The following is a 21,295-nucleotide window of genomic DNA, read 5'->3' as shown; positions in this document are numbered from 1 at the left end:
TGCGCACGTTCATGCCGAGGTGGTCGGCGATGACGGCGTCGGTGTGCCCCTCCACCAGCAGGGCGGCCACCGCGCGCTGGCGCGGGGTGATGCCGTCCAGGGTGGGCGGCTGCTCGGCCTGCGGGTACATGGGAACGGCCAGCCGCCACAGGCGGTCGAAGACGGTGACGAAGTAGGTGATCAGCGCGGGGTGGCGGATCTCCAGGGCGAGGGTGCGGTCCTCGTTGGCGGGGATGTAGGCCACCCTGCGGTCCACGGTGATCAGGCGTTCGGTGACCTCGTCAGGCTGCGGGCCTGCACGTCGCCGGTCAGCCGCTCGTAGCGGGCCAGGACGGTGGGCGCGTACCGCAGGGTGTGCTGGTAGAGGGCGCGGATGCGGCCACCGCGGGCGAGGAAGGCCTGGTCGCGTTCGATGACGGGTTCGTGGACCTGGGGCGGGGGGCCGATGTGAGCGCCGTGCGGCTGGATGGTCAGCACCTCGTCGGTCGCCTCGGCCATGACCTCGGCGATGGCCCGGCTGATCCGGTCCTTGCCGCTGAGCAGTCGTAGGGCCGGTGAGTCGTCGGCCGACGCGTGCGGGCCGCCGATGCGCAGCAACGGGGCGAAGGTCTCGGCGAGCCGCTCGCCGCGCCGCCGTTCACCGGCGACGCGCTCGTCGGAGGCGCGCAGGAGGCGGTGCAGGGCGACGGCGGGGGCCACGGGCTCCAGTCGGTCGGGAGTGTCGACCACCGGGCGGAGCAGACCGGAGTCGAGGAGGCACGGTGTCGCGTCGGCCGCCGCGGGGGAGGGGGCCGTCGCGCAGGGCGCGGGTGTACAGCTCCAGTCCGGCCTGGCACAGTCCTCGTTCGCGTGGTCCTCGTGTGCCGTCGCGGTCACGCGTGACTGCCTCCTTGGCGTCAGTGGTCCTGGTCCAGTATTCCGGACTGCGCGATGAGGTAGCCGAGTTGGGCCCGGCTGCCGCTGCCGAGGGCGGAGGCCAGCTTGGCGATGTGGGCCCGGCAGGTCCGTACGTTCATCCCGAGGCGACGGGCGATGGCCTCGTCGACGTGGCCTTCCACCAGGAGCTTGGCGATGGAGTGCTGGATGTCGGTGATGCCGTCGGGCGCGGTCTCGTAGGGGGCGCCGGCGGTGAGCGGTACGGCCCGGCTCCACATGAACTCGAAGACCTTGATGAGGTAGCGGACCAGTCCGGTGTGCCGCAGTTCCAGCGCGGTCTGCCGGTCGTCGCGGATCGGCAGGAAGGCGACCGTCTCGTCGAGGATGATGAGCCGCTCGACCAGTTCGTCGATGGTGCGGTACTCGGCCTTGCCGTTGGCGAACTGCTCCACGTAGGCCAGCCGCTCGGAGTTGTAGCGGGCCGTGTGCTGGTAGAGGGTCCGGATGCGGACCCCGCGCTCGATCAGGGGCTTGTCGCGCTCCAGGGCCTCCATCAGCCTCTTCTCCGTGCTGCGGGGACCACTCGGCTGGATGGTCAGCATCTCGGAGGCGCACTCGGCGGTCGCGAGGTCGAGGGCGGCGTTGATCCGGTCCAGCCCCTCCAGGACGGTGATGGCGTGACCGGAGGAGGTGTCCTGGGCGCTGAGTGTGAGGAACGGCTCGAAGGTCTCGGTGAGGGCGATCGACAGCCGCCGGTGCTCGGAGATCTCGCGTTCGATGGGAGTCAGCCGCTGGGCCAGGGCGACGGAGGGGTACCGGGCGCAGCCAGTCGGAATCGTCAGGGTCCGGGTGGAGGAGGGCGAATTCGGTGAGGCAGGGCGCGGCTTCCGCGTCCGCTCGCGGGATGCGACCGTTGCGCAGGGCATTCGCGTACAAACGACTCCCTGCCTCGCACAACTCTGTGACCGAGTGGGGATGTGTCTCCTTTGTGTCCTTTTTACCCATATCTCCACCCCCCAGGGTCATGAACGTGCAGGAACATGATGCACCGATCGTGTGGCCACGACGTACCTGAATGAGCCATCGTCTTATCCGACGGGGGAGTGAGGGGACCTTCAAGTGAGGACGAAGCCAACCATGCGCAAGAGAATGCTTCGCTCGGTGCTTGTTGCCGCCTTCTCCGCCGTTGCGGCCTTCGGAACAGTGGCTGGCCTCTCCGGCGTGCAGGGCGACGCGCACGAGGTGGGCAGTGAACAGTCCGTCGCTGTCGTGGCGGTCGACGGCGAGGCGCCGTCGTACACCACGAACGACAGCAAGTGGGACTGATGCGGATGTCCACCCCACCCGACGACCGCTCATTCCGTCGCGAGATGGCCACCGCCTTCCGCTCCGGCTGGCACTTCATCGACCTGGTCACCGCCATCCCCCACAGTGGTGACTCCCTGATGGTGACCGTGTTCGGCGAACCGGTCGTCGTCACCCGGGACGAGGACGACGACGTGCGGGCGTACCGGTGTCTGCGGCGGCCTCGGGGGGCGCCGCAGCCTGTGCGGTGTGCCATCCGGTACGGAATGATCTTCGTGAATCTTGACCAGAGAGACCACCGGCTGGTGGAACCCGAATCCCCCACCTCGCGGACCATCTCAGCCACCCCCCGCAGTGCCTGACGCGATTCCCCCGTCGTAAAAAGATCGCTCAGGCGCTTCCCCCCGCAGCGGCGTCACCGTGACCTGAACACGGTGACGCCGCTGCAGTTTTGCATGTCCTGCCGCGGACATCCTCCGTTTCACCACACTCAGGTGGTCCCCAGGGCCCGGTCCACCGCGATCTCGATCACCACACGGGTCGGATTCGGCCGCGGTGGCTTGTACCGCTCGGCGTACCGCCGCTCCGCCTCGGCCACCTCCTCCAGCGCCTCGCGCACGACCGCCCGCCCCTCCAGCGTCGACCACCGCCGGCCGTCCACCTGGCACACGGCGCCCGCGCGCCCGTCTCCCCGGCGGCCCGCACGTACCGCGCCTTCGCGCTCGCCCGATCCGTGATCACCCGGACCACCCCGGCGTCCGGGTCGTAGGTCGCCCCGACCGGCACCACGTGCGGTGTGCCGTCCGGGCGGAGGGTGGTCAGGGTGCACAGATGCCGTTCCCGCCAGAAGCCGAGGTCCATGGACGGGAACCTATACGGGCCGCCGGGTACTCGTTCCCCCTGGCGGCTCCCGATCCGCACTTGAGTGGAATAGACTCAACTTTATACACGTTGCCTGAGTCAGGACGTTGCCCAGTCGCCAGGAGGAGAACCCGAACGTGGACGCCGAGCTGACCAACCGGAGCCGGGACGCGATCAACGCGGCCAGCAACCGGGCCGTGACCGGGGGACACCCGGACCTCACCCCCGCCCACCTGCTCCTGGCCCTGCTCAGGGTCAGGACAACGAGAACATCACCGACTGCTCACGGCCCGTCGACGCCGACCAGGTCGCCGTCCGCACCGGCGCCGAGCGGGTGCTCGCCGGGCTGCCCAGCGTGACCGGGTCCACCGTCGCCCCGCCGCAGCCCAGCCGTGAGATGTCGCGGTCGTCGCCGACGCCCAGACGCGGGCCAAGGACCTCGGCGACGAGTACCTCTCCACCGAACACCTCCTGATCGGCATCGCCGCCAAGGGCGGTGCGGCCGGCGAGGTGCTAAGGCGCAGGGGGCCACCGCGGACAAGCTCCAGGAGGCCTTCCGGAAAGCGAGGGGAGGGCGCCGGGTGACCACCGCGGACCCGGAGGGCCAGTACAAGGCGCTGGAGAAGTTCGGCACGGACTTCACGGCCGCCGCGCGCGAGGGCAAGCTCGACCCGGTCATCGGCCGGGACACCGAGATCCGCCGCGTCGTGCAGGTGCTGTCCCGCCGTACGAAGAACAACCCGGTGCTGATCGGTGAGCCGGGCGTCGGCAAGACCGCCGTCGTGGAGGGGCTCGCCCAGCGCATCGTGAAGGGCGACGTCCCCGAGTCGCTGAAGAACAAGCGGCTGGTCGCGCTCGACCTCGGCGCGATGGTGGCCGGGGCGAAGTACCGCGGCGAGTTCGAGGAGCGGCTCAAGACCGTCCTGGCCGAGATCAAGGACTCCGACGGCCAGATCATCACCTTCATCGACGAGCTGCACACGGTCGTCGGCGCCGGTGCCGGCGGCGACTCCGCGATGGACGCGGGCAACATGCTCAAGCCGATGCTGGCCCGCGGCGAGCTGCGCATGGTCGGCGCCACGACCCTGGACGAGTACCGCGAGCGCATCGAGAAGGACCCCGCCCTGGAGCGCCGCTTCCAGCAGGTCCTGGTCGCCGAGCCGTCCGTGGAGGACTCCATCGCGATCCTGCGCGGTCTCAAGGGCCGCTACGAGGCCCACCACAAGGTGCAGATCGCGGACAGCGCGCTGGTCGCGGCGGCCACCCTCTCCGACCGGTACATCACCTCCCGCTTCCTGCCCGACAAGGCCATCGACCTCGTCGACGAGGCGGCCTCCCGCCTCCGCATGGAGATCGACTCCTCCCCGGTCGAGATCGACGAGCTCCAGCGCGCCGTCGACCGGCTGAAGATGGAGGAGCTGGCGATCGGCAAGGAGACCGACGCCGCCTCCGTGCAGCGCCTGGAGAAGCTCCGCCGCGACCTCGCCGACAAGGAGGAGGAGCTGCGCGGCCTCACCGCCCGCTGGGACAAGGAGAAGCAGTCCCTCAACCGGGTCGGTGAGCTGAAGGAGAAGCTCGACGAACTGCGCGGGCAGGCCGAACGCGCCCAGCGCGACGGCGACTTCGACACCGCCTCCAAGCTCCTGTACGGCGAGATCCCGAACGTGGAACGCGATCTGGAGGCCGCCTCCGAGGCCGAGGAGGAGGTCGCCAAGGACACCATGGTCAAGGAGGAGGTCGGCGCCGACGACATCGCCGACGTCGTCGCCTCCTGGACCGGCATCCCCGCCGGCCGCCTGCTGGAGGGCGAGACGCAGAAGCTGCTGCGCATGGAGGACGAGCTGGGCAAGCGGCTCATCGGCCAGACGGAAGCGGTCCGCGCGGTCTCCGACGCCGTACGGCGTTCGAGGGCCGGCATCTCCGACCCGGACCGCCCCACCGGCTCCTTCCTCTTCCTCGGGCCGACCGGCGTCGGCAAGACCGAACTGGCCAAGGCGCTCGCGGACTTCCTCTTCGACGACGAGCGGGCGATGGTCCGCATCGACATGTCGGAGTACAGCGAGAAGCACAGCGTCGCCCGCCTGGTCGGCGCCCCTCCCGGCTACGTCGGCTACGAGGAGGGCGGCCAGCTCACCGAGGCGGTCCGCCGCCGCCCGTACAGCGTGGTCCTGCTGGACGAGGTGGAGAAGGCCCACCCCGAGGTCTTCGACATCCTGCTCCAGGTGCTGGACGACGGCCGGCTCACCGACGGGCAGGGCCGCACGGTCGACTTCCGCAACACCATCCTGGTGCTCACCTCCAACCTGGGCAGCCAGTTCCTGGTCGACCCGCTCACCAGCGAGGCGGAGAAGAAGGAGCAGGTGCTGGAGGTGGTCCGGGCCTCCTTCAAGCCGGAGTTCCTCAACCGCCTGGACGACCTGGTCGTCTTCTCGGCCCTCACCAAGGACGAGCTGAGCCGCATCGCCCGCCTCCAGATCGGCGCCCTCACCCGCCGCCTGGCCGAACGCCGGCTCACCCTGGAGGTCACCGACGCGGCCCTGGAGTGGCTCGCCGTCGAGGGCCTCGACCCGGCGTACGGCGCCCGCCCGCTGCGCCGCCTGGTCCAGACCGCCATCGGCGACCGCCTCGCCCGCGAGATCCTCTCCGGCGAGATCAAGGACGGTGACACGGTACGGGTGGACCGGTTCGAGGACGGTCTGATCGTGGGGCCGGTGTCCGGAAAGACACTCTGACGCCGCCGCGCCGCGGCACAGGGCCGCGGGCTTGCCACCCCCTCCCGAGGGAGGAGCGGCACGCGGGCGCGCGGCTGCCCACCCTCCCTCATCCGGGAGGGGGGGGTGGCAAGCCCCGGCGGCCCTGTGCCGCGGCGCGGCGGGCGTCAGAGTGTCTTTCCGGACACCGGCCCCACGATCAGACCGTCCTCGAACCGGTCCACCCGTACCGTGTCACCGTCCTTGATCTCGCCGGAGAGGATCTCGCGGGCGAGGCGGTCGCCGATGGCGGTCTGGACCAGGCGGCGCAGCGGGCGGGCGCCGTACGCCGGGTCGAGGCCCTCGACGGCGAGCCACTCCAGGGCCGCGTCGGTGACCTCCAGGGTGAGCCGGCGTTCGGCCAGGCGGCGGGTGAGGGCGCCGATCTGGAGGCGGGCGATGCGGCTCAGCTCGTCCTTGGTGAGGGCCGAGAAGACGACCAGGTCGTCCAGGCGGTTGAGGAACTCCGGCTTGAAGGAGGCCCGGACCACCTCCAGCACCTGCTCCTTCTTCTCCGCCTCGCTGGTGAGCGGGTCGACCAGGAACTGGCTGCCCAGGTTGGAGGTGAGCACCAGGATGGTGTTGCGGAAGTCGACCGTGCGGCCCTGCCCGTCGGTGAGCCGGCCGTCGTCCAGCACCTGGAGCAGGATGTCGAAGACCTCGGGGTGGGCCTTCTCCACCTCGTCCAGCAGGACCACGCTGTACGGGCGGCGGCGGACCGCCTCGGTGAGCTGGCCGCCCTCCTCGTAGCCGACGTAGCCGGGAGGGGCGCCGACCAGGCGGGCGACGCTGTGCTTCTCGCTGTACTCCGACATGTCGATGCGGACCATCGCCCGCTCGTCGTCGAAGAGGAAGTCCGCGAGCGCCTTGGCCAGTTCGGTCTTGCCGACGCCGGTCGGCCCGAGGAAGAGGAAGGAGCCGGTGGGGCGGTCCGGGTCGGAGATGCCGGCCCTCGAACGCCGTACGGCGTCGGAGACCGCGCGGACCGCTTCCGTCTGGCCGATGAGCCGCTTGCCCAGCTCGTCCTCCATGCGCAGCAGCTTCTGCGTCTCGCCCCTCCAGCAGGCGGGCCGGCGGGGATGCCGGTCCAGGAGGCGACGGACGTCGGCGATGTCGTCGGCGCCGACCTCCTCCTTGACCATGGTGTCCTTGGCGACCTCCTCCTCGGCCTCGGAGGCGGCCTCCAGATCGCGTTCCACGTTCGGGATCTCGCCGTACAGGAGCTTGGAGGCGGTGTCGAAGTCGCCGTCGCGCTGGGCGCGTTCGGCCTGCCCGCGCAGTTCGTCGAGCTTCTCCTTCAGCTCACCGACCCGGTTGAGGGACTGCTTCTCCTTGTCCCAGCGGGCGGTGAGGCCGCGCAGCTCCTCCTCCTTGTCGGCGAGGGTCGCGGCGGAGCTTTCCTCCAGGCGCTGCACGGAGGCGGCGTCGGTCTCCTTGCCGATCGCCAGCTCCTCCATCTTCAGCCGGTCGACGCGCGCTGGAGCTCGTCGATCTCGACCGGGGAGGAGTCGATCTCCATGCGGAGGCGGGAGGCCGCCTCGTCGACGAGGTCGATGGCCTTGTCGGGCAGGAAGCGGGAGGTGATGTACCGGTCGGAGAGGGTGGCCGCCGCGACCAGCGCGCTGTCCGCGATCTGCACCTTGTGGTGGGCCTCGTAGCGGCCCTTGAGACCGCGCAGGATCGCGATGGAGTCCTCCACGGACGGCTCGGCGACCAGGACCTGCTGGAAGCGGCGCTCCAGGGCGGGGTCCTTCTCGATGCGCTCGCGGTACTCGTCCAGGGTCGTGGCGCCGACCATGCGCAGCTCGCCGCGGGCCAGCATCGGCTTGAGCATGTTGCCCGCGTCCATCGCGGAGTCGCCGCCGGCACCGGCGCCGACGACCGTGTGCAGCTCGTCGATGAAGGTGATGATCTGGCCGTCGGAGTCCTTGATCTCGCCAGGACGGTCCTTGAGCCGCTCCTCGAACTCGCCGCGGTACTTCGCCCCGGCCACCATCGCGCCGAGGTCGAGCGCGACCAGCCGCTTGTTCTTCAGCGACTCGGGGACGTCGCCCTTCACGATGCGCTGGGCGAGCCCCTCCACGACGGCGGTCTTGCCGACGCCCGGCTCACCGATCAGCACCGGGTTGTTCTTCGTACGGCGGGACAGCACCTGCACGACGCGGCGGATCTCGGTGTCCCGGCCGATGACCGGGTCGAGCTTGCCCTCGCGCGCGGCGGCCGTGAAGTCCGTGCCGAACTTCTCCAGCGCCTTGTACTGGCCCTCCGGGTCCGCGGTGGTCACCCGGCGCCCTCCCCCTCGCTTTCCGGAAGGCCTCCTGGAGCTTGTCCGCGGTGGCCCCCTGCGCCTTGAGCACCTCGCCGGCCGCACCGCCCTTGGCGGCGATGCCGATCAGGAGGTGTTCGGTGGAGAGGTACTCGTCGCCGAGGTCCTTGGCCCGCGTCTGGGCGTCGGCGACGACCGCGAGCATCTCACGGCTGGGCTGCGGCGGGGCGACGGTGGACCCGGTCACGCTGGGCAGCCCGGCGAGCACCCGCTCGGCGCCGGTGCGGACGGCGACCTGGTCGGCGTCGACGGCCGTGAGCAGGTCGGTGATGTTCTCGTTGTCCTGACCCTGGAGCAGGGCCAGGAGCAGGTGGGCGGGGGTGAGGTCCGGGTGTCCCCCGGTCACGGCCCGGTTGCTGGCCGCGTTGATCGCGTCCCGGCTCCGGTTGGTCAGCTCGGCGTCCACGTTCGGGTTCTCCTCCTGGCGACTGGGCAACGTCCTGACTCAGGCAACGTGTATAAAGTTGAGTCTATTCCACTCAAGTGCGGATCGGGAGCCGCCAGGGGGAACGAGTACCCGGCGGCCCGTATAGGTTCCCGTCCATGGACCTCGGCTTCTGGCGGGAACGGCATCTGTGCACCCTGACCACCCTCCGCCCGGACGGCACACCGCACGTGGTGCCGGTCGGGGCGACCTACGACCCGGACGCCGGGGTGGTCCGGGTGATCACGGATCGGGCGAGCGCGAAGGCGCGGTACGTGCGGGCCGCCGGGGAGACGGGCGCGCGGGCCGCCGTGTGCCAGGTGGACGGCCGGCGGTGGTCGACGCTGGAGGGGCGGGCGGTCGTGCGCGAGGCGCTGGAGGAGGTGGCCGAGGCGGAGCGGCGGTACGCCGAGCGGTACAAGCCACCGCGGCCGAATCCGACCCGTGTGGTGATCGAGATCGCGGTGGACCGGGCCCTGGGGACCACCTGAGTGTGGTGAAACGGAGGATGTCCGCGGCAGGACATGCAAAACTGCAGCGGCGTCACCGTGTTCAGGTCACGGTGACGCCGCTGCGGGGGGAAGCGCCTGAGCGATCTTTTTACGACGGGGGAATCGCGTCAGGCACTGCGGGGGGTGGCTGAGATGGTCCGCGAGGTGGGGGATTCGGGTTCCACCAGCCGGTGGTCTCTCTGGTCAAGATTCACGAAGATCATTCCGTACCGGATGGCACACCGCACAGGCTGCGGCGCCCCCCGAGGCCGCCGCAGACACCGGTACGCCCGCACGTCGTCGTCCTCGTCCCGGGTGACGACGACCGGTTCGCCGAACACGGTCACCATCAGGGAGTCACCACTGTGGGGGATGGCGGTGACCAGGTCGATGAAGTGCCAGCCGGAGCGGAAGGCGGTGGCCATCTCGCGACGGAATGAGCGGTCGTCGGGTGGGGTGGACATCCGCATCAGTCCCACTTGCTGTCGTTCGTGGTGTACGACGGCGCCTCGCCGTCGACCGCCACGACAGCGACGGACTGTTCACTGCCCACCTCGTGCGCGTCGCCCTGCACGCCGGAGAGGCCAGCCACTGTTCCGAAGGCCGCAACGGCGGAGAAGGCGGCAACAAGCACCGAGCGAAGCATTCTCTTGCGCATGGTTGGCTTCGTCCTCACTTGAAGGTCCCCTCACTCCCCCGTCGGATAAGACGATGGCTCATTCAGGTACGTCGTGGCCACACGATCGGTGCATCATGTTCCTGCACGTTCATGACCCTGGGGGGTTGGAGATATGGGTAAAAAGGACACAAAGGAGACACATCCCCACTCGGTCACAGAGTTGTGCGAGGCAGGGAGTCGTTTGTACGCGAATGCCCTGCGCAACGGTCGCATCCCGCGAGCGGACGCGGAAGCCGCGCCCTGCCTCACCGAATTCGCCCTCCTCCACCCGGACCCTGACGATTCCGACTGGCTGCGCCCGGTACCCCCGTCCGTCGCCCTGGCCCAGCGGCTGACTCCCATCGAACGCGAGATCTCCGAGCACCGGCGGCTGTCGATCGCCCTCACCGAGACCTTCGAGCCGTTCCTCACACTCAGCGCCCAGGACACCTCCTCCGGTCACGCCATCACCGTCCTGGAGGGGCTGGACCGGATCAACGCCGCCCTCGACCTCGCGACCGCCGAGTGCGCCTCCGAGATGCTGACCATCCAGCCGAGTGGTCCCCGCAGCACGGAGAAGAGGCTGATGGAGGCCCTGGAGCGCGACAAGCCCCTGATCGAGCGCGGGGTCCGCATCCGGACCCTCTACCAGCACACGGCCCGCTACAACTCCGAGCGGCTGGCCTACGTGGAGCAGTTCGCCAACGGCAAGGCCGAGTACCGCACCATCGACGAACTGGTCGAGCGGCTCATCATCCTCGACGAGACGGTCGCCTTCCTGCCGATCCGCGACGACCGGCAGACCGCGCTGGAACTGCGGCACACCGGACTGGTCCGCTACCTCATCAAGGTCTTCGAGTTCATGTGGAGCCGGGCCGTACCGCTCACCGCCGGCGCCCCCTACGAGACCGCGCCCGACGGCATCACCGACATCCAGCACTCCATCGCCAAGCTCCTGGTGGAAGGCCACGTCGACGAGGCCATCGCCCGTCGCCTCGGGATGAACGTACGGACCTGCCGGGCCCACATCGCCAAGCTGGCCTCCGCCCTCGGCAGCGGCAGCCGGGCCCAACTCGGCTACCTCATCGCGCAGTCCGGAATACTGGACCAGGACCACTGACGCCAAGGAGGCAGTCACGCGTGACCGCGACGGCACACGAGGACCACGCGAACGAGGAGCTGTGCCAGGCCGGACTGGAGCTGTACACCCGCGCCCTGCGCGACGGCCCCCTCCCGGCCGCGGCGGCCGACGCGACACCGTGCCTCCTCGACTCCGGTCTGCTCCGCCCGGTGGTCGACACTCCCGACCGACTGGAGCCCGTGGCCCCCGCCGTCGCCCTGCACCGCCTCCTGCGCGCCTCCGACGAGCGCGTCGCCGGTGAACGGCGGCGCGGCGAGCGGCTCGCCGAGACCTTCGCCCCGTTGCTGCGCATCGGCGGCCCGCACGCGTCGGCCGACGACTCACCGGCCCTACGACTGCTCAGCGGCAAGGACCGGATCAGCCGGGCCATCGCCGAGGTCATGGCCGAGGCGACCGACGAGGTGCTGACCATCCAGCCGCACGGCGCTCACATCGGCCCCCCGCCCCAGGTCCACGAACCCGTCATCGAACGCGACCAGGCCTTCCTCGCCCGCGGTGGCCGCATCCGCGCCCTCTACCAGCACACCCTGCGGTACGCGCCCACCGTCCTGGCCCGCTACGAGCGGCTGACCGGCGACGTGCAGGCCCGCAGCCTGGACGAGGTCACCGAACGCCTGATCACCGTGGACCGCAGGGTGGCCTACATCCCCGCCAACGAGGACCGCACCCTCGCCCTGGAGATCCGCCACCCCGCGCTGATCACCTACTTCGTCACCGTCTTCGACCGCCTGTGGCGGCTGGCCGTTCCCATGTACCCGCAGGCCGAGCAGCCGCCCACCCTGGACGGCATCACCCCGCGCCAGCGCGCGGTGGCCGCCCTGCTGGTGGAGGGGCACACCGACGCCGTCATCGCCGACCACCTCGGCATGAACGTGCGCACCGCCCGCGTCCACATCGCCAAACTCGCCGCCACCCTAGGCAGCGACAGCCGTGCCCAGCTCGGCTATCTCATCGCGCGGTCGGGGATTCTCGACCGGGACGCCTGACCGGGGCCGGGGTGCGGGGCGGGCCGTCCAGGCCGGCCTGGGCGATGCGGACGCCGAGCTGTGTGCGGCTCGCCGCGCCCAGCGTCTCCGACAGCCGGGCGATGTGCGCCCGACAGGTGCGCACGCTGATCCCCAGCCGCTCCGCGATCACCGCGTCCTGGTGGCCCTCCGCCAGCAGCGCCGCGATCGACCGCTCCCGGTGCGAGATGCCGTCGATGCCGGTCTCCGGCAGCGGCGCGGTCAGCGGCAGCGCCAGCCGCCACAGCCGCTCGAAGACGGTCACCAGGTACTCCACCAGCGCCGGGTGGCGCAGCTCCAGCGCCATGGTCCGCTCGGCGTTGGCGGGGACGAAGGCCACCGTGCGGTCGAACAGGATCAGCCGGTCGATCACCTCGTCCAGCGTCCGCGCCTCCACCGCGTCGCCCATCAGCTCCATGTAGTGCAGCAGCCCCTGCCCGTGCCGGGCGACGTGCGTGTACAGGTCGCGCATCCGTACGCCGCGCCCGCGCAGCGCCAGCGCCCGGTGCAGCCCCTCGGACAGCTCGTGCTCGCGCCGGATGCCGCCGGGCTGCACGGTCAGCACCTCGGTCGTGCACGCCTGCGTCGCCTCGTCCATCGCCGCCTGGATGCGGGCCAGGCCGTCCAGGACCCGGATCGCGGTGCCCTCGCCGGCCGCCGGCTGCCGCTGCTCCCCCAGCCCCGCGTACCGCTCGACGGCGGCGACCGCGGAGCCCAGCCGCCGCTGCCCGGCGCTGACCTCGTCGTACACCTCGCGCAGCAGCCGGGTCATGACCTCCTGGGGCGCGGTCGGCACCAGGAACCCCATGTCGTCGGGGTCGGGGTGCAGCAGGGCGAGGTCCAGCAGACAGGGCACCGCCTCCGCGTCCCCGCGCGGCACCCGGCCCCGCCGCACGGCACGGGAGTACACCTGGTCCCCGGCCTCGCACAGTCGGTCAGCACCGTGTGGATGCCCGTCCGTCCCGTGCCCGGCCATCGCCCAGTCCACCCCCGGTTGCCGCCGCTTTTCCGCAGCGCAACTATGCGCGGCCGGGACCGCCTGTGCAACAAGCGGCCTACTTCAGGCCGATCGCCGCGCAGTCCGCCTTGTACGCGGCGGTGCAGATGTCGGAGACCTCGTGGATGCCGTCGGCGACCACGGTGTCCTTGATGTTCTTCTTGGTCAGGGCGACGACGGTGACGAGCTGGGCCGGGATGTCCTTGTCGGTGGGGCTGTCGACGCGGTCGGCGGTGAGCGCGTCGAACTGGATGTCCTTGCCCTGCACGCGGGCCACGGCCATCTCGGCGGCGCTCTCCGCCTCCTGGGGGTAGGACTTGTACACGCTCATGTACTGCTCGCCGGAGACGATCCGCTGCACCGCCGCCAGGTCGGCGTCCTGGCCGGTGACGGGCGGCAGCTCGGTGACGCCGGCCGCCTTGAGCGCCTCGATGACGCCGCCGGCCATGCCGTCGTTGGCGGAGTAGACGCCGTCGATGCCGTCCGCGCCGAGCTTCGCGATGGCCTCGGCCATGTTCTTCTCGGCGTTCTCCGGCTTCCAGTCCTCGGTGTCGTACTCGGCGCCGATCCGCAGGTTCCCGGCGAGTTCGGTGAGCGCGCCGGCCTTGAACTGGCGGGCGTTGGGGTCGGTCGGCGCGCCGTTCATCATGACGATGGTGTCGGCGGCGGCGTCGGGGCCGAGTGCCTCCAGCAGGGAGCGGCCCTGGACCTCGCCGACGAGTTCGTTGTCGAAGGAGATGTACGCGTCGATCGGGCCCTCGGCCAGCCGGTCGTAGGCGATCACCGGGATGCCGGCGTCCTTGGCCTTCTTCACGCTGCCCGCGATGGCGTGCGCGTCGACCGCGTCCAGCACGATGACGTCGACCCGGTCGTCGATCATCTTCTGCATCTGCCCGGCCTGCTTGCTCGCGCTCGCCTCGGCGTTGGCGTACTCGACGGTGCCCCGGCCGCCGGTCAGGTCGGTGACCTTCTTCTCGAAGATGGGGTGGTCGAACTGCTCGTAGCGCGTGTTGGCCTTCTCCGGCAGCAGCAGCCCCACCGTGAGGTCGTCGCCCTTGGTCGGGCTCGCGGTGTCACTGCCGCCCGACACGTTGAGCGCACCGCAGGCCGTCAGCGAAACGGCCATCGTGGACACGGCCACGGACATGGCGATACGGCGCATGCAGGAGATCACTTCTGGTGCCTTCCGGACGCGGTGGCCGCTTTGCGACCCAGGTGACTGAAAAGACAACGCGTCCACCCACCTCACCGTCAAGCGGTACCACTTAACGAGATGGCAACATCACGCAGCGCTCCCGCGATGAAAACAGAACGACTTCTTCTCCAACATCCCTTCACACAAAGGCCATCACCCATCCCCATCAGGACCCGCGAGATCCGTACAACCAACTCCTTTCCTCACGAGTCGTGATCACGGGGCCGTCGGCGGCCCCCGCCGTTTTCGATCAGAGGACCGAATGAACTCAGCCAGACGCACGACCACGGCCGCCGCCTCGGCCGCCGTCGTGCTCGCCACCGCGGGCGGGCTGCTCACCACCGCCGCGCCCGCCTCCGCCGCCGCGAGCTGCGCCTCGCCCGTCTTCACCCGGCAGTTCTTCGCGAACACCGCCTTCTCCGGCTCCCCGAAGAAGACCGACTGCGACTCCGCGATCGACCAGAACTGGGGCTCCGGCGCGCCCGCCAAGGGACTGCCGGCCGACCGCTTCGGCGTCCGCTGGTCCGTCACCCGCGACTTCGGCTCCGGCGGCCCGTTCGCCTTCACCGCCGCCGCCCAGGACGGCATCCGCGTCTACCTCGACGGCGTCCGCAAGGTCGACCTGTGGAAGAACGTGTCCTCGACCCGGAAGAAGACCGTCGACGTCACGGTCCCCAAGGGCAGGCACACCCTCCGCGTCGACTTCGTGAACTGGACCGGCAAGGCGGACGTCACCTTCGCCTACACCCCCCGCACCTCCGCCTCCGTCGACAAGGTCAAGCCGCTCACCCCCACCGGGGCCTCGGTCACGTACGACGAGGCCACCGGCAAGGCGAAGGTCTCCTGGGCGAAGAACAAGGAGATGGACCTCGTCGGCTACCGCGTCCACCGCCGCCTGAAGGGCACCGAGTACGGCAGCAAGCCGCTCGCCACGACCACCTCCACCTCGTTCACGGACACCACCGTCCCGAAGACCGGCCAGGTCTTCTACTACGAGGTCCGCGCCTACGACAAGGCGGGCAACACCTCGGCGGGGACGGCCGACCAGCCCGTCACCACCGTCGACCGGACGCCGCCCGCGGCGCCGTTCGTGGAGATGGACGCCTGCCCGGCCGACCAGCCCTACGCCGCCCCGGAACTGGTCACCACCGCGGCGAACGCCGCCGACATCGCGCTCTACGAACTCCAGCGGCGGAAGGCGTCCTCGGATGCCTGGACGACCGTCGCCACCGCCGCCAAGGGCGCCTTCTGCGACACCGGCACCCCGGCCGACGGCGCCGAGGTCACCTACCGGGGCCGGGCCCGGGACGCGGCCGGCAAACTGGTCGGCGTACTCGCCCGCCGCCACCTTCACCACCGCCGACCGCACCCCGCCGGCCCCCGTCGCCGACGCCCGCGTCGAGTACCGCTCCGGCGTGCCGCACCTGCTCTGGTCCCCCGCCGGGGACGCCACCGCCTACCAGGTGCTCCAGTACGACCCGGCCACCGGCGGCTGGCTCGACGCCCTGCCCGCGCCGGGGACCACGACCGCCACCGAGGTCGTCCCGCGCCAGCTCACGGCGGTGAGCGACACCTACCGGTACGCGGTGCGCGCGCTGGACGCCAAGGGCAACGCCGCCGCCCCCGCCGAGATCACCGTGGACCTGGCCGCCCGGCCCGAGGCGATCCCCCGCCTTCCGGACCACCGCCCACCCCTTCGGCGAGGGCGTGATGGTCGAGTGGAGCAGCACCGACCCATGGGCCTTCGACGGCGACGGCCCGCTGCTCGGCTACCGCCTGGAGCGCACCGACCCGGCGACCGGCGCGACCACCACCGTCGACCTGTGCAAGCCGAACAGCTCGGTCGACCTGCCCCCGGAGGCGCCCAAGACGTACTGGACCTGGTCGGGCTCCGACGCGCCCTCCTACGCCGGCCGCAAGCAGGTCAACGGGGTCTGCTGGGACGTCTCCGGGGCGTCCGAGACGACGTACGAGTACCGGGTGGTCACCGTCGACCCGCAGGGCCACGCCTCGCGGCCCGGCCCGGCCGCCACCGCCACCACCCCGGACACCGAACGCCCGGCCCCGGTGGAGAACCTGACCGCCGAGATCATCCCGCTCGGCGTCCACCTGACCTGGACCCCGCCCGCCGACGACGACGTCCAGTCGTACGCCGTCTGGCAAGGCGTCACCGACCCGGAGACCGGCGAGACGGTCTGGGAGGACAACTGCTGGACCGGCAGCTCCCTGACCGCCACCGAGATCTACTGCCCGACCGTGCCGGACGGCGCCGCGCACGTCTACCGGGTGGCCGCCTCGGACGGCTCCGGACTCATCGACCCCTACGCCGGACCCGACGCCTTCCACACCGCCGACATCACGGTCACCCTGCCCGACACCCGGCCGCCCGGCTGGACCGGCACGGACGTCCGCGAGGACCAGTACCCGGAGCTGTACGTGGGCTGCTCGGAGTCCTCGGGCCTCGGTGACTGCGCCCGGTTCGCCGGCTACCGCGTGGAGCGCTGGGACCCGGCCACCGCCTCCTGGCTCACCCTGAAACAGGGCGTGGCGGGCGACAGCGCGTACTACATGGACACCACGGTCCACGAGGACCGCCTGGGCCTGTACTACTACCGGGTCGTGCGCACCGACGCCGCAGGCGCCGACGCCGCCACCACCGAGCGGGCGTACGGCATCTGGGACTCCTGGCTCTGACCGGCCCCGGACGCGGAACGACGGAAAGAAGGGGCCCGGATGCATCCGGGCCCCTTCTTTTTCCGTCGTTCCGCGTCCGGGGCCGGTCAGAGCCAGGAGTCCCAGATGCCGTACGCCCGCTCGGTGGTGGCGGCGTCGGCGCCTGCGGCGTCGGTGCGCACGACCCGGTAGTAGTACAGGCCCAGGCGGTCCTCGTGGACCGTGGTGTCCATGTAGTACGCGCTGTCGCCCGCCACGCCCTGTTTCAGGGTGAGCCAGGAGGCGGTGGCCGGGTCCCAGCGCTCCACGCGGTAGCCGGCGAACCGGCGCAGTCACCGAGGCCCGAGGACTCCGAGCAGCCCACGTACAGCTCCGGGTACTGGTCCTCGCGGACGTCCGTGCCGGTCCAGCCGGGCGGCCGGGTGTCGGGCAGGGTGACCGTGATGTCGGCGGTGTGGAAGGCGTCGGGTCCGGCGTAGGGGTCGATGAGTCCGGAGCCGTCCGAGGCGGCCACCCGGTAGACGTGCGCGGCGCCGTCCGGCACGGTCGGGCAGTAGATCTCGGTGGCGGTCAGGGAGCTGCCGGTCCAGCAGTTGTCCTCCCAGACCGTCTCGCCGGTCTCCGGGTCGGTGACGCCTTGCCAGACGGCGTACGACTGGACGTCGTCGTCGGCGGGCGGGGTCCAGGTCAGGTGGACGCCGAGCGGGATGATCTCGGCGGTCAGGTTCTCCACCGGGGCCGGGCGTTCGGTGTCCGGGGTGGTGGCGGTGGCGGCCGGGCCGGGCCGCGAGGCGTGGCCCTGCGGGTCGACGGTGACCACCCGGTACTCGTACGTCGTCTCGGACGCCCCGGAGACGTCCCAGCAGACCCCGTTGACCTGCTTGCGGCCGGCGTAGGAGGGCGCGTCGGAGCCCGACCAGGTCCAGTACGTCTTGGGCGCCTCCGGGGCAGGTCGACCGAGCTGTTCGGCTTGCACAGGTCGACGGTGGTGGTCGCGCCGGTCGCCGGGTCGGTGCGCTCCAGGCGGTAGCCGAGCAGCGGGCCGTCGCCGTCGAAGGCCCATGGGTCGGTGCTGCTCCACTCGACCATCACGCCCTCGCCGAAGGGGTGGGCGGTGGTCCGGAAGGCGGGGATCGCCTCGGGCCGGGCGGCCAGGTCCACGGTGATCTCGGCGGGGGCGGCGGCGTTGCCCTTGGCGTCCAGCGCGCGCACCGCGTACCGGTAGGTGTCGCTCACCGCCGTGAGCTGGCGCGGGACGACCTCGGTGGCGGTCGTGGTCCCCGGCGCGGGCAGGGCGTCGAGCCAGCCGCCGGTGGCCGGGTCGTACTGGAGCACCTGGTAGGCGGTGGCGTCCCCGGCGGGGGACCAGAGCAGGTGCGGCACGCCGGAGCGGTACTCGACGCGGGCGTCGGCGACGGGGGCCGGCGGGGTGCGGTCGGCGGTGGTGAAGGTGGCGGCGGGCGAGTACGCCGACCAGTTGCCGGCCGCGTCCCGGGCCCGGCCCCGGTAGGTGACCTCGGCGCCGTCGGCCGGGGTGCCGGTGTCGCAGAAGGCGCCCTTGGCGGCGGTGGCGACGGTCGTCCAGGCATCCGAGGACGCCTTCCGCCGCTGGAGTTCGTAGAGCGCGATGTCGGCGGCGTTCGCCGCGGTGGTGACCAGTTCCGGGGCGGCGTAGGGCTGGTCGGCCGGGCAGGCGTCCATCTCCACGAACGGCGCCGCGGGCGGCGTCCGGTCGACGGTGGTGACGGGCTGGTCGGCCGTCCCCGCCGAGGTGTTGCCCGCCTTGTCGTAGGCGCGGACCTCGTAGTAGAAGACCTGGCCGGTCTTCGGGACGGTGGTGTCCGTGAACGAGGTGGAGGTGGTCGTGGCGAGCGGCTTGCTGCCGTACTCGGTGCCCTTCAGGCGGCGGTGGACGCGGTAGCCGACGAGGTCCATCTCCTTGTTCTTCGCCCAGGAGACCTTCGCCTTGCCGGTGGCCTCGTCGTACGTGACCGAGGCCCCGGTGGGGGTGAGCGGCTTGACCTTGTCGACGGAGGCGGAGGTGCGGGGGGTGTAGGCGAAGGTGACGTCCGCCTTGCCGGTCCAGTTCACGAAGTCGACGCGGAGGGTGTGCCTGCCCTTGGGGACCGTGACGTCGACGGTCTTCTTCCGGGTCGAGGACACGTTCTTCCACAGGTCGACCTTGCGGACGCCGTCGAGGTAGACGCGGATGCCGTCCTGGGCGGCGGCGGTGAAGGCGAACGGGCCGCCGGAGCCGAAGTCGCGGGTGACGGACCAGCGGACGCCGAAGCGGTCGGCCGGCAGTCCCTTGGCGGGCGCGCCGGAGCCCCAGTTCTGGTCGATCGCGGAGTCGCAGTCGGTCTTCTTCGGGGAGCCGGAGAAGGCGGTGTTCGCGAAGAACTGCCGGGTGAAGACGGGCGAGGCGCAGCTCGCGGCGGCGGAGGCGGGCGCGCGCGGTGGGATCAGCCCGCCCGCGGTGGCGAGCACGACGGCGGCCGAGGCGGCGGCCGTGGTCGTGCGTCTGGCTGAGTTCATTCGGTCCCTCTGATCGAAAACGGCGGGGGCCGCCGACGGCCCCGTGATCACGACTCGTGAGGAAAGGAGTTGGTTGTACGGATCTCGCGGGTCCTGATGGGGATGGGTGATGGCCTTTGTGTGAAGGGATGTTGGAGAAGAAGTCGTTCTGTTTTCATCGCGGGAGCGCTGCGTGATGTTGCCATCTCGTTAAGTGGTACCGCTTGACGGTGAGGTGGGTGGACGCGTTGTCTTTTCAGTCACCTGGGTCGCAAAGCGGCCACCGCGTCCGGAAGGCACCAGAAGTGATCTCCTGCATGCGCCGTATCGCCATGTCCGTGGCCGTGTCCACGATGGCCGTTTCGCTGACGGCCTGCGGTGCGCTCAACGTGTCGGGCGGCAGTGACACCGCGAGCCCGACCAAGGGCGACGACCTCACGGTGGGGCTGCTGCTGCCGGAGAAGGCCAACACGCGCTACGAGCAGTTCGACCACCCCATCTTCGAGAAGAAGGTCACCGACCTGACCGGCGGCCGGGGCACCGTCGAGTACGCCAACGCCGAGGCGAGCGCGAGCAAGCAGGCCGGGCAGATGCAGAAGATGATCGACGACCGGGTCGACGTCATCGTGCTGGACGCGGTCGACGCGCACGCCATCGCGGGCAGCGTGAAGAAGGCCAAGGACGCCGGCATCCCGGTGATCGCCTACGACCGGCTGGCCGAGGGCCCGATCGACGCGTACATCTCCTTCGACAACGAACTCGTCGGCGAGGTCCAGGGCCGCTCCCTGCTGGAGGCACTCGGCCCCGACGCCGCCGCCGACACCATCGTCATGATGAACGGCGCGCCGACCGACCCCAACGCCCGCCAGTTCAAGGCCGGCGCGCTCACCGAACTCGCCGGGAACCTGCGGATCGGCGCCGAGTACGACACCGAGGACTGGAAGCCGGAGAACGCCGAGAAGAACATGGCCGAGGCCATCGCGAAGCTCGGCGCGGACGGCATCGACGGCGTCTACTCCGCCAACGACGGCATGGCCGGCGGCGTCATCGAGGCGCTCAAGGCGGCCGGCGTCACCGAGCTGCCGCCCGTCACCGGCCAGGACGCCGACCTGGCGGCGGTGCAGCGGATCGTCTCCGGCGAGCAGTACATGAGCGTGTACAAGTCCTACCCCAGGAGGCGGAGAGCGCCGCCGAGATGGCCGTGGCCCGCGTGCAGGGCAAGGACATCCAGTTCGACGCGCTCACCGCCGACCGCGTCGACAGCCCCACCGACAAGGACATCCCGGCCCAGCTCGTCACCGTCGTCGCCCTGACCAAGAAGAACATCAAGGACACCGTGGTCGCCGACGGCATCCACGAGGTCTCCGACATCTGCACCGCCGCGTACAAGGCGGACTGCGCGGCGATCGGCCTGAAGTAGGCCGCTTGTTGCACAGGCGGTCCCGGCCGCGCATAGTTGCGCTGCGGAAAGCGGCGGCAACCGGGGTGGACTGGGCGATGGCCGGCACGGGACGGCGGGCATCCACACGGTGCTGACCGACTGTGCGAGGCCGGGGACCAGGTGTACTCCCGTGCCGTGGGCGGCGGCCGGGTGCCGCGCGGGGACGCGGAGGCGGTGCCCTGTCTGCTGGACCTCGCCCTGCTGCACCCCGACCCCGACGACATGGGTTCCTGGTGCCGACCGCGCCCCGGAGGTCATGACCCGGCTGCTGCGCGAGGTGTACGACGAGGTCAGCGCCGGGCAGCGGCGGCTGGGCTCCGCGGTCGCCGCCGTCGAGCGGTACGCGGGGCTGGGGGAGCAGCGGCAGCCGGCGGCCGGCGAGGGCACCGCGATCCGGTCCTGGACGGCCTGGCCGCAATCCAGGCGGCGATGGACGAGGCGACGCAGGCGTGCACGACCGAGGTGCTGACCGTGCAGCCCGGCGGCATCCGGCGCGAGCACGAGCTGTCCGAGGGGCTGCACCGGGCGCTGGCGCTGCGCGGGGCGCGGCGTACGGATGCGCGACCTGTACACGCACGTCGCCCGGCACGGGCAGGGCTGCTGCACTACATGGAGCTGATGGGCGACGCGGTGGAGGCG

At 71.0% G+C, this 21,295-nt stretch carries 12 protein-coding genes and 8 pseudogenes; 9 read left to right on the top strand and 11 right to left on the bottom strand.

What is annotated here, in order from left to right; all coding sequences use genetic code 11:
- Both Sdagh_RS32670 and Sdagh_RS32665 read right to left on the bottom strand, forming a co-directional pair.
- A pseudogene (locus Sdagh_RS32670) lies at positions 1-876 on the bottom strand (helix-turn-helix transcriptional regulator); the annotation flags it as partial.
- 20 nt (positions 877-896) lie between these two features.
- Positions 897-1,902 (bottom strand): annotated as a pseudogene (locus Sdagh_RS32665) (helix-turn-helix transcriptional regulator).
- Between the two features lie 111 nt (positions 1,903-2,013).
- Between Sdagh_RS32665 and Sdagh_RS32660 the strand changes: the two are divergent.
- Together Sdagh_RS32660 and Sdagh_RS32655 are read left to right on the top strand one after the other, a co-directional pair.
- On the top strand, positions 2,014-2,202 hold the full coding sequence (locus Sdagh_RS32660) for a hypothetical protein (protein ID WP_189422214.1): 189 nt from the start codon (positions 2,014-2,016) through the stop codon (positions 2,200-2,202).
- A 5-nt stretch (positions 2,203-2,207) separates the two neighbouring features.
- Positions 2,208-2,543: a Rieske (2Fe-2S) protein gene (locus tag Sdagh_RS32655; protein WP_189422163.1), complete on the top strand. Its 336-nt coding sequence runs from the start codon at positions 2,208-2,210 to the stop codon at positions 2,541-2,543.
- Positions 2,544-2,671: 128 nt separating this feature from the next.
- Here the strand turns inward: Sdagh_RS32655 and Sdagh_RS32650 are convergent.
- Positions 2,672-3,042, bottom strand: a pseudogene (locus Sdagh_RS32650) (pyridoxamine 5'-phosphate oxidase family protein).
- Between the two features lie 137 nt (positions 3,043-3,179).
- Between Sdagh_RS32650 and clpB (Sdagh_RS32645) the strand changes: the two are divergent.
- Positions 3,180-5,774 (top strand): annotated as a pseudogene (gene clpB / locus Sdagh_RS32645) (ATP-dependent chaperone ClpB).
- Positions 5,775-5,920: 146 nt separating this feature from the next.
- On the opposite strand, the pseudogene clpB (Sdagh_RS32640) reads toward clpB (Sdagh_RS32645), so the two are convergent.
- Positions 5,921-8,524, bottom strand: a pseudogene (clpB, locus tag Sdagh_RS32640) (ATP-dependent chaperone ClpB).
- Between the two features lie 137 nt (positions 8,525-8,661).
- On the opposite strand from clpB (Sdagh_RS32640), the gene Sdagh_RS32635 reads away from it, so the two are divergent.
- Positions 8,662-9,033: a pyridoxamine 5'-phosphate oxidase family protein gene (locus Sdagh_RS32635; RefSeq protein WP_190077007.1), complete on the top strand. Its 372-nt coding sequence runs from the start codon at positions 8,662-8,664 to the stop codon at positions 9,031-9,033.
- A 128-nt stretch (positions 9,034-9,161) separates the two neighbouring features.
- On the opposite strand, the gene Sdagh_RS32630 is transcribed toward Sdagh_RS32635, so the two are convergent.
- Together Sdagh_RS32630 and Sdagh_RS32625 are read right to left on the bottom strand one after the other, a co-directional pair.
- Positions 9,162-9,497: a Rieske (2Fe-2S) protein gene (locus Sdagh_RS32630; RefSeq protein ID WP_189422163.1), complete on the bottom strand. Its 336-nt coding sequence runs from the start codon at positions 9,495-9,497 to the stop codon at positions 9,162-9,164.
- A gap of 5 nt (positions 9,498-9,502) precedes the next feature.
- Positions 9,503-9,691: a hypothetical protein gene (locus Sdagh_RS32625; RefSeq protein WP_189422214.1), complete on the bottom strand. Its 189-nt coding sequence runs from the start codon at positions 9,689-9,691 to the stop codon at positions 9,503-9,505.
- A gap of 133 nt (positions 9,692-9,824) precedes the next feature.
- On the opposite strand from Sdagh_RS32625, the gene Sdagh_RS32620 reads away from it, so the two are divergent.
- On the top strand, positions 9,825-10,811 hold the full coding sequence (locus tag Sdagh_RS32620) for a helix-turn-helix domain-containing protein (RefSeq protein ID WP_189422164.1): 987 nt from the start codon (positions 9,825-9,827) through the stop codon (positions 10,809-10,811).
- A gap of 20 nt (positions 10,812-10,831) precedes the next feature.
- Positions 10,832-11,818, top strand: a complete 987-nt coding sequence (locus Sdagh_RS32615) for a helix-turn-helix transcriptional regulator (protein WP_189422165.1) — start codon at positions 10,832-10,834, stop codon at positions 11,816-11,818.
- Here Sdagh_RS32615 and Sdagh_RS32610 read toward each other — a convergent pair.
- Together Sdagh_RS32610 and Sdagh_RS32605 are read right to left on the bottom strand one after the other, a co-directional pair.
- Entirely contained in the window at positions 11,781-12,812 is a 1,032-nt protein-coding gene (locus Sdagh_RS32610; protein WP_190077008.1) for a helix-turn-helix transcriptional regulator, read from the bottom strand. The two genes, Sdagh_RS32615 and Sdagh_RS32610, sit on opposite strands and share 38 nt — an antisense overlap.
- A 79-nt stretch (positions 12,813-12,891) precedes the next feature.
- The gene (locus Sdagh_RS32605; RefSeq protein ID WP_190077009.1) at positions 12,892-13,995 is read right to left on the bottom strand and encodes a sugar ABC transporter substrate-binding protein; all 1,104 of its coding nucleotides are present in this window, start codon (positions 13,993-13,995) and stop codon (positions 12,892-12,894) included.
- A 295-nt stretch (positions 13,996-14,290) separates the two neighbouring features.
- Here Sdagh_RS32605 and Sdagh_RS32600 point away from each other — a divergent pair.
- Positions 14,291-16,722, top strand: a pseudogene (locus Sdagh_RS32600) (PA14 domain-containing protein).
- Between the two features lie 86 nt (positions 16,723-16,808).
- Here the strand turns inward: Sdagh_RS32600 and Sdagh_RS37195 are convergent.
- From Sdagh_RS37195 to Sdagh_RS32585, 3 genes are read right to left on the bottom strand one after another with little or no spacing between them, the layout of a single operon-like run.
- Entirely contained in the window at positions 16,809-16,958 is a 150-nt protein-coding gene (locus tag Sdagh_RS37195) for a hypothetical protein (protein WP_226536081.1), read from the bottom strand.
- 8 nt (positions 16,959-16,966) lie between these two features.
- Entirely contained in the window at positions 16,967-17,521 is a 555-nt protein-coding gene (locus tag Sdagh_RS37190; protein WP_226536079.1) for a fibronectin type III domain-containing protein, read from the bottom strand.
- Positions 17,422-19,236 (bottom strand): PA14 domain-containing protein, encoded by a 1,815-nt coding sequence (locus tag Sdagh_RS32585; protein WP_226536076.1) that lies wholly within the window; start codon positions 19,234-19,236, stop codon positions 17,422-17,424. Before Sdagh_RS32585 ends, Sdagh_RS37190 begins: the two co-directional genes overlap by 100 nt.
- A 296-nt stretch (positions 19,237-19,532) precedes the next feature.
- Between Sdagh_RS32585 and Sdagh_RS32580 the strand changes: the two are divergent.
- A pseudogene (locus Sdagh_RS32580) lies at positions 19,533-20,635 on the top strand (sugar ABC transporter substrate-binding protein).
- Positions 20,636-20,776: 141 nt separating this feature from the next.
- Positions 20,777-21,295: pseudogene (locus Sdagh_RS32575) on the top strand (LuxR family transcriptional regulator); the annotation flags it as partial.

The organism is Streptomyces daghestanicus, assembly GCF_020521275.1.
In the GTDB taxonomy this organism is placed as follows: domain Bacteria; phylum Actinomycetota; class Actinomycetes; order Streptomycetales; family Streptomycetaceae; genus Streptomyces; species Streptomyces griseoviridis.
Note: the sequence above shows the minus strand (reverse complement) of the source record. Positions and strands in the feature narration are given on the sequence as shown.